9 protein-coding genes and 1 pseudogene are annotated in these 12,282 nt (G+C 69.5%); 9 read left to right on the top strand and 1 reads right to left on the bottom strand.

The window, feature by feature from the left end; all coding sequences use genetic code 11:
• Positions 1–159: 159 nt before the first annotated feature.
• Positions 160–1,149, bottom strand: a complete 990-nt coding sequence (locus ACTWQO_RS05155; protein ID WP_443235996.1) for a helix-turn-helix transcriptional regulator — start codon at positions 1,147–1,149, stop codon at positions 160–162.
• A 93-nt stretch (positions 1,150–1,242) separates the two neighbouring features.
• Here ACTWQO_RS05155 and ACTWQO_RS05150 point away from each other — a divergent pair, with 93 nt between their 5' ends.
• From ACTWQO_RS05150 to ACTWQO_RS05110, 9 genes and pseudogenes are all read left to right on the top strand, one after another.
• A complete protein-coding gene (locus ACTWQO_RS05150) occupies positions 1,243–1,641 on the top strand; it encodes a VOC family protein (protein ID WP_443235995.1) in 399 nt (132 codons plus the stop codon).
• Positions 1,642–1,690: 49 nt separating this feature from the next.
• A pseudogene (locus tag ACTWQO_RS05145) lies at positions 1,691–2,660 on the top strand (integrase core domain-containing protein).
• A 384-nt stretch (positions 2,661–3,044) separates the two neighbouring features.
• On the top strand, positions 3,045–4,232 hold the full coding sequence (locus ACTWQO_RS05140; protein WP_443235994.1) for a PP2C family protein-serine/threonine phosphatase: 1,188 nt from the start codon (positions 3,045–3,047) through the stop codon (positions 4,230–4,232).
• Between the two features lie 369 nt (positions 4,233–4,601).
• Positions 4,602–4,817 carry a hypothetical protein gene (locus tag ACTWQO_RS05135; RefSeq protein WP_443235993.1) on the top strand — a complete coding sequence of 72 codons (216 nt, stop codon included), beginning with the start codon at positions 4,602–4,604 and terminating at the stop codon, positions 4,815–4,817.
• Between the two features lie 5 nt (positions 4,818–4,822).
• Positions 4,823–7,048 (top strand): MMPL family transporter, encoded by a 2,226-nt coding sequence (locus tag ACTWQO_RS05130; protein ID WP_443235992.1) that lies wholly within the window; start codon positions 4,823–4,825, stop codon positions 7,046–7,048.
• A gap of 271 nt (positions 7,049–7,319) precedes the next feature.
• A complete protein-coding gene (locus tag ACTWQO_RS05125) occupies positions 7,320–8,150 on the top strand; it encodes a DUF998 domain-containing protein (protein WP_443235991.1) in 831 nt (276 codons plus the stop codon).
• Positions 8,147–10,267, top strand: coding sequence for a glycosyltransferase (locus ACTWQO_RS05120; protein ID WP_443235990.1), 2,121 nt, complete (start codon positions 8,147–8,149; stop codon positions 10,265–10,267). Before ACTWQO_RS05125 ends, ACTWQO_RS05120 begins: the two co-directional genes overlap by 4 nt.
• Positions 10,268–10,507: 240 nt before the next feature.
• A complete protein-coding gene (locus ACTWQO_RS05115) occupies positions 10,508–11,446 on the top strand; it encodes an ATP-binding cassette domain-containing protein (protein WP_443235989.1) in 939 nt (312 codons plus the stop codon).
• Positions 11,446–12,279, top strand: a complete 834-nt coding sequence (locus ACTWQO_RS05110; protein ID WP_443235988.1) for an ABC transporter permease — start codon at positions 11,446–11,448, stop codon at positions 12,277–12,279. The genes ACTWQO_RS05115 and ACTWQO_RS05110 overlap by 1 nt, the downstream gene beginning before the upstream one ends.
• Positions 12,280–12,282: the final 3 nt, after the last annotated feature.

The raw sequence follows: 12,282 nt of genomic DNA, 5'->3' as shown, positions 1-12,282 counted from the left end.
ACCGCGCCGGATTGCCTGCGGTCCTGAGCACATGTCGCGAGCGTAGGGATCTGGCTCCGGGAGGGGTCCCCACGCGCCCCAGGCTGTGTCCAGCCATGGAACCAACCTCCCGAGACAGCACACCTAGCTGTGCCATCTCATGACATTGGTTCCTCGCTGTCAGGCTTGGCGGGCGTAGGACGCGAGGCGATCGGCGAGCTCGATGACGAGGTCGCGCAGCTCAGCGGGGCGCTCGATGACGAACGGCCGGTCGAGTGAGGCGAGTACCGGAGGCAACCAGTCGAGCCGCTCCGCCCGCAGTTCGACGCGCAGCCAGCGCTCGGTTGCCCGGTCCTCGCCTGCCGCTGGCTCGTGCTCCTCCAGGCTCGCTACGCTGGCGGGAAGGTGGGCGCGGATCTGCCCGACCGTCCCGTGGATCCGCAAGGTCACCTCATGCTGGTACTCAGCCGTGGCGAAGCCTGACAACACGCGCTGTGCCGGACCGGGGCCCGCCGGCGCTTCGAATGAGCCGGGCAGGGTCCGCGCGTCTGCGATGCGATCGAGCCGGAAGGTTCGGTCCTCGCCGGTCCGGGCGTCCTTGCCCGTGACGTACCACCGGCCCGCATGGGCGACGATCCCGTATGCGTGCAGCGTGCGTTCGATGCGCCGTCCGTCGCGGTCGGTGTAGCGGATCGAGATCGGTCGGCGGTGGCGCACCGCATCGGCGATGGTGAGCAGGACCCCGGCGTCCGGGGTGTCGAACTCTCCGGGCTGTTCCGTGAAGGCGAGGGATTCCAGGAGTGTGTCGAGCCGGCGGGCGATGTGCTTGGGCAGCACCCTCCGGATCTTGGCCGATGCCGTCTCGTTTGCCGTGTGCTGCGTCGTTATCAGCCCTGCCCGGCGGCCGGCGACCAGGCCGAGCAGCACGGCCAGCGCCTCGTCGTCGCTGAGCATGAGCGGAGGCAAGCGGTACCCGGGGGCGAGCCGGTACCCGCCGTAGCGGCCGCGCACCGATTCCACGGGCACGTCGAGGTCGATCAGATGGTCCACATACCGCCGCACGGTGCGCCCTTCGACGCCGAGCCGGCCGGCGAGTTCGGCCACCGTCCGGGTGCCGCCCGACTGCAGCAGCTCCAGGAGTGTCAGCACGCGGCCAGTGGGTCGAGGCATGTGCACAACCTAACGCGAATACAGGACCGATTCTGTCCACTATTTCTCCTAGCCTGCGCAGTGCACGCCTCCAGCACAGCCAAGGAGATCCCCATGGACTTCGTCTCGATCCGCATCATCACCAGCGACGTAGCGCGTCTCGTCGAGTTCTACGAGCGAGCCACAGGAGTGCGGGCGACGTGGGCCACCGAGGACTTCGCCGAACTCAAGACCCCGGGCGCCACCCTTGCGATCGCCGGCACCCGCACCGTCCCGCTGTTCGCCCCGGGCTCTGCCCGCCCGGCGGAAAACCACAGCGTGATCACCGAGTTCCTCGTCGACGACGTGGACCGCGTTCACCAGAACCTGACCGGCTTCGTCACCGACTTCGTCAACGAGCCCACCACGATGCCCTGGGGCAACCGGTCGCTGCTGTTCCGCGACCCCGACGGTAACCTCGTCAACTTCTTCACCCCCGTCACCCCGGCGGCTGTCGAAAAGTTCGCACGCTGACGCCACGCACATCCGCTCACGCGGGAGCCCTGAGATCCCAGGGCTCCCGGTGAACGCGGCCGCCGAGTCCAGGAGCGCCACCAGCAGGGGGCACCGGAACGCACCGCTGACCCCCGAAGGACGTCTGCGCTTGTGTCTGCGGATCGACGCCGGACGTCCGATCGCGCACGTGGCTGCGGAGGCCGGGATCTCCCGCCACTGCCTGGCCAAGTGGTACGCCCGCTGGCGGGCGCACGGCGAGAACGGACTGCTCGACCACTCCTGCCGCCCGCTACCAGCCCCGCCCGCACCCCCGGGGACATCGCCGACCTGGTGGAGGCGCTGCGGCGGCAGACCAAGCACGGGCCAGCCCGGCTCGCCGCCGACCTACAGCGGCTGCACGGCGTCACACTCGCGCCGGCAACCGTCCACCGCATCCTGGTGAGGCGAGGACGTGGGCCAGCTCCGGGACCTCGATCCACCGACCGGCGAGCAGCTGCGCGAGGTCATCCGCTACGAGCACGACCGGGTCGGCGACCTGGTCCACGTCGACGTCAAGAAGCTCGGACGCATCCCGACCGGCGGCGGCTGGCGGATGCACGGCATCGGCACCGAGTCCGCCCGCGCCTCCAAACGCACCGGTCCCGGCACCGGCAAGGTCGGATACATGTACCTGCATTCGGCGATCGACGACCACTCCCGGCTGGTCTACGACCTGGGCTGACGCGCTCGCGGCGACCGGTACGAAGCACAAGCGGACCAGGCCGTACACGCCGCGCACGAACGGGAAGGTGGAGAGGTATAACGGGACGCTCTCCCGCGAGTGGGCGTACGTCCGCGACTACACAACCGAGCGTGAACGCCGCGTCGCGCTCGCGGAGTTCGTGAACTACTACAACCGCGAGCGGCCGCACGCCGCGCTCGGCGGCCGACCGCCCATCAGCCGGACCGCCGGGAGCGACTACCGGATCGTCTTTGACCAGCCGCCCGAACCACTCGCGGACATCCCGCAGCAGCTCACCTTCGAGGACTTCGTGTAACCAAGGTCCCGAGACACCACACCTAGGCCCGCAGGCGTCGTAATGCCCCGGGGTACCGCTTACTACATCCGCTGGGGTATGCCCTGTGTCATCCCGAGACTGACGATTTCAACCGCGTCGCGCGTGCACCATCAACGGCATGTACGTACCTCACCTCGGACAGGCCACGGCGGCCGGCTGCATGCAGGCGGCCCCGGGGTGGTCGGACGTCACCACGGCTCCCACCCGGTGCGCACCCGCCCCCGTACAGGTGCACCTGCGCCGGACGAGCGCGGCCGTACACGCTGCGCACCGGGTGATTCGCTGACTCGGCATGCCTGCTGCCACGCACGGCGCCTGAACCTGTACCTGTCTGACCACCTCGCCCGCCCGGAGGAACCACGCATGTTCCGTCCCTTGCACGCGGTGCTCGCGTCCATGGACCGCCTGACGGACAGGGGCGAGAGCGCGTCCATCCGCACGCCTCCTACCCGCACTGTCATCCTGGCCATGGTGGCGGCGACCGCCGTGGTGGTCGCCGTGGGCCTGCTGACCGCGAACCCAGTGTTCCTCCTCGGCCTGCTCGTGTTCCTGCCGGCATTCGCCGCGGCACTGTGCACCCCACGCCAGACGACGCTGGTCTCCGCCTGGGTGAGCGCCGTGGTCCTTGTACCCGTGGTGCTCCAGCCCGGGGGAGCACTGATCGACGATGCGGTCCTGGCACTGCTCGTCGTCGCCTTCGACGCGATGGCCGTCTACGGCTCCCGGGTGCGGATCACGCGGGAAGAGGAACTGGTGCGACTGCGGTCCTCCGCGGCCGCAATGCAACGGCAGATCCTGCAGCCGCTGCCGGTGCTCACCGACGACGTTCTGATAGACGGCGTGTACGAGCCGGTGCAGCAGGACGAGCTCGTCGGCGGCGACATCTACGAGGTCGCCGCCACCCCCTGGGGCACCCGGGTGCTGATCGGCGACGTCCAGGGGAAGGGGCTCGCCGCCATCGGTGCGGCCATCGCCGTCGTCGGCGCCTTCCGCGAAGCCGCGCATCGCGAGCCGACGCTGACCGCGCTCGTCGACACCCTTGAGGCAGCGGTCGTCCGCCACAACGACCACAGCGGACAACGCGGTGAGCCGGAGCGATTCGTCAGCGCTCTGGTCGTCGGGGTGGACAAGGGTGCCGAGGCTCAGATCGTCGTCTGCGGTCACCCCCCGCCCTATGTGCTGCACGACGAAGCCGTCACTACCGTCGCCACACAGCAGGAGCACGTGCCGCTCGGCCTGGGAGCCCTGGTTGACGAGCCGCGCACGGTCAGCTGGTTCGCCTTCCCCGCCGGGTCCACGCTGCTGCTGTGCACCGACGGCCTGACCGAGGCCCGCGCGCCCGGAGGCGGCTTCTATCCGCTGGGAGCGCGCCTCGGCGGCCGCACCGACATCACGGCCAGCCGACTCACCCGCTCTCTCGTCGCCGACATGCGCGACTTCACCGCCGGCACGCAGCAGGACGACGTCGCGGTCCTTGCCGTACGCCGCTCCCCGCATCAGCTACCGGAGCTGCAGTCTGACGGCGCTCTTCCGGTAGACGCCCTGCGATGACGCGCTGACCGCGCGCTGCAGACAGTCAGGAGTCCAGCGAATCCAGCCCGCGCCACCGGCGGACCGCCCCCACATGCCGTGGGGAGCTCAGTGCCGGCGAGCCGGCTGCCGAGCATGCTTTAGCCGAAGCACCCTGACGCCTCGACCATCCGGCCGCCATGCCCAGGACAGCGGCCGCGACCGCGCCGGACCAGCCAGTGATCACCGCCGGCCAATCAGGGCTGGTCAGCATGGGCCGACCCGATTGACGTCCGCCCGTGGGCGCCACCCTACTTCCGGGGTACCGCGTCACATACATCCGCTGGGGTACGCCTGGTGTCGTCCCGGGACTGACGATTTGGGCCTGGTCGCGCATGCACGATCAACGGCATGAACGCACCTCGCTCTTCCGGACGGGTCACGACCGCGATCGTCGGCGCTCTCGTAGGAGCTGCCGCCGGAATTCTGCTGGTCTCGGCTGCCGGGGCCCTGGCCTTGGAGATCGACGGCCTGTTCGCCGGCCTGGCGATCGGCGTGCCTGCCCTGTGCGGCGCCGTGGTGGGCGCGTTCCTCATGCCCGGCAACTCAAGCTCGAATCCGAGGTAGTCACGATGTCTCCCAACCGCGGCGCACCCGCGCCCCTTGCCCCGCCTGCACCACCAGGCCGAGGAGGCCGACGAGCCAAAGCGCGCGTCGGCCGGTTCGGCGCCCTGGCCGAGTGGGCCCAGCGTCACCGTTGGGCCGCCCTGCTGCTCTGGGTGGCCGTCCTGGCCGCCGTCACGTTGGGCTCGACGGCCGCCGGCGCCGCATACAAGAACAACTTCGCGCTGCCGGGTACCGACTCGCAGACGGCCACCGACCTGTTCACGAAGCACGGTTCGAGCCAGGCCGGGGACAGCGTCGAGATCGTCCTCAAGGACACCCAGGGCATCGACCAGCCCAAGGCCGCCGTGGAGAAGATGCTGGCCGAGGTCGAGCAGCTGCCGGGTGTCGCCGAGGTGCGCAGCCCCTACGCCGACGCCGCAGCCGTGTCCAAGGACGGCACGATCGGCTACGCCACCGTCACGCTCGACGGCAAGACCGAGGCCGTGCCGAAGGCGCAGGTCGCCAAGATCATCGAAACCGCCCAGGACATCGAGTCAGGGAGTCTCCAGGTCGAGCTCGGTGGCGAGGCCGTGCGCGGTGCCGAGGAGAAGGAAGCCCCGATCGCGGAAATGGCCGGCATCGTGGCCGCTGTGATCATCCTCGGGCTGCTCTTCGGCTCCCTGGTGGCGGCCGCCGTGCCGCTGGTCACTGCCCTCTTCGCGGTCGGCTCGGCCCTCGGGCTGATCATTTTCGCCTCGCACGTCTTCACCATCGCCGACTTCACGCCGCCCATCACGATGCTCGTCGGGCTCGGCGTCGGCATCGACTACGCCCTGCTGATCTTCTACCGCTACCGGCAGGAACTCACCGACGGCGCCGAGCCGGCCCAAGCCACCCGTAAGGCCCTGGACGCCGCAGGACGTACGGTGTTCTTCGCCGGCTGCACGGTGATCATTGCCCTGCTGGGGCTGGTCGCGCTCGGTCTCGGCTCGCTGCAGGGTGTGGCCCTTTCCCTGGCGCTGACCGTGCTGACCACCATGGCCGCCTCGCTGGTCCTGCTGCCCGCACTCCTTGCGATCCTCGGCAAGCGCATCCAGCGCCATGTGCTCAAGCACGCGGCCAAGACCGAGGCCAAGGGCAAGGCCGAAGGACGCCGTTGGAGGGCTCTGGCCTCGGCGGTACAGCGTCGGCCGTTGCCGGCTCTGGTGGCCGCCACCATCGCCCTGCTGGCGCTGTCCGCACCGGCTCTGAGCATGCGGCTCGGCTTCGCCGACGCGGGCAACGACCCGAAGACCACGACGTCCCGGCAGGCGTACGACCTGCTCACCGAGGGCTTCGGCCCGGGTTTCAACGGTCCGCTGATCGTCCTCGCGCAAGGAGACGCGGCAGCCGGCAAAACCGTGTCGGCCGCACTGGCCAAGACCGAGGGTGTGGCGGCGGCCAGCCCCGCGGTGCCCTCCGAGGATGGCGCCCTGTCCACCGTGTTCGTCTACCCGACGACGTCACCGCAGGACAAGGGCACCGCTGACCTGGTGCACCACCTGCGCGAGGACGTGGCCCCGAAGCTCGAGCAGGACACCGGTGCCAATGTCCTGGTGGGCGGCGCCGTCGCAGGCTCCCAGGACTTCTCGGAGACCGTCGCCAAGCGGATGCCGATCTTCATCGCCGTCGTGGTCGGGCTGTCGTCCCTGCTCCTGATGATGGTCTTCCGGTCGATCCTGATCCCCCTCAAGGCAGCGCTGCTGAACCTGATCTCGATCGCCGCCGCGCTCGGCGCCATGACCCTGGTGTTCCAGCACGGTTTGTTCGGGGTGCAGCCGGGCCCGATCGAAGCCTTCCTGCCCGTACTGATCTTCGCGATCGTGTTCGGGCTCTCCATGGACTACGAGGTGTTCCTCGTCGGGCGAATGCACGAGGAGTGGGAACGTACGAAGGACCATTCCCTCGCGGTACGGGAAGGACTGGCCTCCACCGGCAAGGTGATCACGGCGGCCGGGGCCATCATGATCGTGGTGTTCGGCGCCTTCATGCTGAGCGCCGACCGGATGCTCCAACAGTTCGGCCTGGGTCTCGCGGTGGCGATTTTGATGGACGCGCTGGTCATCCGCTGCCTGATGGTTCCGGCCCTCATGCAGCTGATGGGCAAGTGGGCCTGGTGGCTGCCCGCCCCGCTCGCCCGGTGGCTGCCCAAGGTGACGCTCGAAGCCCCTGCGGACAGCCCACCAGCGGCCAAGGAGACCGCCGCTGTTTGATCGGCAGATTGCCTTGATCGCCGCTACACGTTGATCAGGCTGCGCCACGTCCACGCGCTGGGCCCGGGCGGAAACCCGTCCGAGCCCAGCGCGTGCACGGGAGAGGTGCACAGCCGAACCCGGGCGCCGTGCGCTCCCAACGACACGGACATCGCGGCAGCAGGAGCGGCCTGCCGCCGGGCGAGTTCCCCGCTGTCGCGCTCGTGCGCGATCACTTGCCATGCGAGGCCGTGCCCCGCACCAAGGGTCCATCACAGGAGGACGGTCGCACATGGCCATCACCAGCCGGCACATCGCTGCCATCGCCAACTTCTTCGACGCCCGGTTGTTCCGCGACAGCGGCGGCCACGCACGCCACGATGCAGCCGCTCCCGGCGCGTCCTTCATACAAGTCGCATCAACCGGCTCGCCCACGCCACATCACGGCGCTGGTGTGGTGCGGCCGATGAACGCAAGACACGTTTCCCGCGTTCTTGCGGCCACCACCCAGGCGGGGGTGGCCGCTTGCCTGGTCGGGGCCACTGCCCTGCATGTGGGGTGGGCCCACAAATTCGACGCGGTCCGGCAGACGGTGAGCGATTACGCGCTCGACGATGATGCCAACCAGGTTTTTACAGCCACGGCGGCCTGCCTGTCAGTGGGATCGATGTCGCTCCTTGCCTCGGCGGTGCATTCCCGCTTCCCGGTGGGGGGAGCTCCGACGGTGCTGCTGGGCACCTGGTGCGCTGGTCTTGCACTGTGCGCAGCCTTCAGGACCGACCCGATCGACAGCCCGACCACGGTCGGCGGCCTGGTGCACAACTGCGCCTGTGCCGCCGCAGTCACAGCACTGCCGGCCGGCGGGCTGCTCATCGCGCGGCGGCTCGGTCGCCTCCCCGCCTTGAAGGCCAGGGCCCGCTCGCTGCGGCTGATGTCCTGGGCAAGCACCGCGGCCGGTGCATCGTTCCTGGCCACGTATCTGTGCGCCCAGGCCCCGGCCAACCCGGCTGCCCGCTGGATGGCCGGCCGGCAAGGTCTTGCCGAGCGGGTGACCCTTGCCCTGGAGCTGGGCGTGCTGTGCACCCTCGCCGACGCGGTGCGAGCCGGCCAGGCACGCACGTGACCTGGTTCGCGATCGCACTGGCGGTGCTGAACTCCTGGCTCTTCGCCGAGGGGACGCGGCTGCAGCACAGCACGTGCGCAGCGCCGCTGCCGCTGACCTCCGCGTGCCGTGAACCCCGCTGGCTCGCCGGCCTCGCTCTGATCGCCACGGGGGCGGGGCTCCAGGTCGCCGCGCTGCAGCTGGCGCCGGTGACGGTGGTACAGCCGGCCGGGGTGCTGGGGCTCGCGGGGAGCGTTGCCTGGCAGCTCAGGATGCGGGGCACGTGGCCGGGCCGACGCACCGTTGGCGCCCTGGTGGCGATCGTCGTCGGAGCCGGTGCCTTCGCTGTGCTCGCCGCCACGCACACCGTGCCCACCACGATCACCACCGTCGCGCAGGTCCAGGCCGGGGTGGGGGTCGGTGCCGTAGCGCTCACCTGCCTTCTGGCCGCACGGGTGCTCGGCGGGCGGCGCCGGTGTCTGGTGCTGAGCGTGGGCGCGGGCGCCGCCTACGGCTATGCGTCAGTCCTGGGCCGGGCCGCAATCGAGCACTACAGCGAGAAGGGCCTGTCCCTCGGCCTGCTCGGCACACTCGCCGGTGCCGTCGCGGCGGTCCTCACCGGGTTCGGGCTGCTGCAGCGTGCCTATGCCGACGGGCCGCCGGAAACCACCACGGCGAGCGTCACCATCACCGATCCGTTGGTCGCCGTCGTGATCGGTGTCGCACTGCTGGGGGAGGCCCCCGCGCTGACGGCGTCGGTCGCCGGGTCGGCACTGGCCTGCGCCGCCCTGGCGGTGGCCGGTGTGATCGCCCTCTCCCGTGACCTGCACGCCGCTGTGTTCACCCCTCACGCCCCTCCGCCAGTTGCCCACCCCCCTGCTCAGGAGCCCCGCATGTCCTTTCCTCCCCGACGACGCGTCGTCATCGCCGCGGATACCTATCCACCGGACGTGAACGGCGCCGCGAACTTCGCCCACCGCCTGGCGGCCGGTCTGGCCGGCCGGGGCCACGATGTCCACGTCATCTGCCCCGCGCCGCATGCCGGTGCCCGGGAGGTCACGGCCGATGGTGTGACCGTGCACCGGCTTGTCTCGCACCGCATTCCGTTCCATCCCACCATCCGGGTCTGTCTTCCCTGGCAGGTCCGCACACGGGTCTCCGAGCTGCTGAACCAGCTGGCGCCCGACGTAGTCCATGCGCAGTCGCACTTCTGCGTGGGCCGCACCGTGATCTCCGTTGCCCGTGCCCAGGGCGCCCCGGTCGTGGCCACCAACCACTTCATGCCGGAGAATCTGATCGGCTTCACCCGCCTGCGCGGCAGACTCGCCGCATCCGCGTGCGCATGGGCCTGGCGTGATCTGGCGCGTGTCTTTCGGCACGCGCAGATCGTCACCGCTCCCACCCCCCGCGCCGCGCGCCTGTTGGCGGAGCGCGAGCTGGGCCACACTGCGCTGGCGGTGTCGTGCGGTCTGGATCTCGCCCGGTTCGCCCAGCCCACCAGGCCCAAGTCCGATGACACCCTGCGGGTGCTGTTCGTGGGGCGGCTGGATGCGGAGAAGAATGTGCATGAGCTGTTGCGCGCCGTGGCACTGCTACCTGCCCATCACAGGGTCCGGGCTGAGATCGTCGGCGACGGCTCCTGCCGCGCCGAGCTGCAGAACCTGGCCCGCACGCTGTGCATCACCGACCGGGTCACCTTTCACGGGCTGATCAGCGACCAGGAGGTGCTGGAGGCGTACGCCCGCTGTGATGTGTTTTGTATGCCAGGCACGGCAGAACTGCAGAGCCTGGTCACCATGGAGGCCATGGCCGCCGGCAAGCCGGTGGTCGCCGCCGCTGCTATGGCGTTGCCCCATCTAGTGCATCACGGACATAACGGCCGTCTTTATCCTCCCGGTGATATATCGGCCCTGACCGCAGCTCTCGCCTCTGTCCTGGACGATGCCGAGGAGCGAGTGCGGATGGGCGAGGCAAGCCGGACCCTCATCGCCGAGCACGACATCACCCACACTCTGACCGCTTTCGAGGGTCTCTATGAGCAGGCGGTTCGAGTCCTGCGCGGCCTTCCCACGCCCCGCCTCCCCGCCACCGCTCACCCGGACCCGCATGGATACGCAGCGCATTCCGATCGTTGGTGATGAACCGAGGAGGGCTGGTGCTGCCGCCGCCACTCTTCGTCGTGGCCGGCCAGCACCCTCGGGGAAGTGCACGCGACGGTCGTTCTCCTGCTGGCGTTGGCTCACTGGTACCTCAGTACCAGTGAGCCCTCGAAGAGTGGCCCGCGGTCCCAGTGATTCGGCCTTTCCCGCCCGTAGCGTCGAAAGCAGAGGTCACGGCCCTTCCGTGGCCGTGATCGGAGTGGAGAAAGGGTGACCTCGATGATCGAAGCGCGCGAGCTGACCAAGCGCTACGGCGACAAGACGGCCGTGGACCGTCTGAGTTTTTCTGTCAAACCTGGTGAAGTGACCGGCTTCCTCGGCCCCAACGGCGCGGGCAAGTCGACAACCATGCGCATGATTGCCGGTCTCGATGCCCCGACCGGGGGCTCAGTCACCGTCAATGGGCGCGCCTACGCGGAGCACCCGGCGCCGCTGCACGAGATCGGCACTCTGCTCGAGGCCAAGTCCGTCCACCCGGGGCGCAGCGCACGTAACCATCTGATGGCGCTGGCACACACGCACGGCATCGCGCGCCGCCGGGTGGACGAAGTGATCGAGCTGGCCGGGTTGACCAGTGTGGCAGGCAAGCGGGTGGGCGCCTTCTCGCTCGGCATGGGGCAGCGGCTCGGCATCGCCGCGGCACTCCTTGGCGATCCGGAGATCGTCATGCTGGACGAGCCGGTCAACGGCCTGGATCCGGAGGGCGTGCTGTGGGTGCGCAACCTTCTTCGCGGGATGGCTGACGAGGGCCGGGCGGTGATGCTCTCCTCGCACCTGATGAGCGAAATGGCGCTGATCGCCGACCACTTGGTCATCGTCGGCCGCGGACGACTGCTCGCGGACACCACGCTGGACGATTTCACGCGGACGGCCGCCGGAGGTGGCGTGAAGGTCGTCACCGACCAGGTGGAGCGGCTGCGCCCGCTCATCGCCGGCCCGGATGTGGTGATCACCTCCGACTCCGCCGAGGAGTTGGTGATCTCCGGGCGCACCGCGCGGGAGATCGGAATGATCGCCGCCGCGCACGGGGTGCCGCTGTATGAGCTGACCCCGCAGGCCGCTTCCCTGGAGACGGCCTTCATGGACCTCACCCGCGACGCTGTGGAGTACCACAGCGCACCCGCCGACCACGCGGCCACCGACCGAAAGGCGGCATGATGACTACCTCTTCTCTTTCCGAGGCACCTGCCGCGGCGACGCCGGTGGGCAAGGTGACGCCCCGCGGGGTCGTGCGTTCGGAGTGGCTCAAGTTCTGGTCGCTGCGCTCCAGTTGCATCGCCCTGGCTGCCTCCCTGGTCGTGCTGCTCCTTTTCGCGGTGATCGCTTCCGCCACCTACAGTCCCCCCACGGCAGGGAACTCCGATCAGGGCATGTCCGACGGTTCCAGTGACGCGGTCAGCCTGGCCCTGATGGGCACGCCGTTGGTGTCGCTGGTCGTGGGCTCGCTGGGAGTGCTGCTGTTCGCGGGCGAGTACAGCACGGGCATGATCCGCTCCACGCTTACTGCGGTCCCCAGGCGGCTGCCGGTGCTGTTCTCCAAGAGTGCCGTGGTGGCGCTGCTGGTGCTGGTCCTTACCACGATCGGCGCGCTGATGGCGTTCGCGCTGGGCACGATCGGCCTGGACGGCGAGAAGATCTCCCTGTCGCTGGGGGATGAGGGTGTGCTGCGCAGCCTGCTCGGTTTCGGGGTCTATATGGCTCTCGTGGCAGTGTTCGGTGTGGCTCTGGGCGCGCTGCTGCGCTCTCCTGCCGGGGGTATCTCCTCCCTGCTCGGCATCCTGATGATCCTGCCCAATCTGACCTCGCTGCTGCCCGACTCGATGGCCGACGTGCTCGAGCCGCGCTTCCCCAGCACGGCTGGAGAGGCCATGTTCTCCCTACACCAGTCGGCTGATTCCCTCTCGCCCGGTGGCGGGTTCGTGGTCTTCGCCGGCTGGGTGGCTCTCGCACTCGCCGCGGCGGCCTTCCGGCTGAAGCGGACCGACGCCTGAGCA

Source organism: Streptomyces sp. 4N124 (assembly GCF_052245395.1).
In the GTDB taxonomy this organism is placed as follows: domain Bacteria; phylum Actinomycetota; class Actinomycetes; order Streptomycetales; family Streptomycetaceae; genus Streptomyces.
The sequence above is the reverse complement of the archived record's forward strand: the minus strand, read 5'-3'. Positions and strand labels throughout refer to the sequence as shown.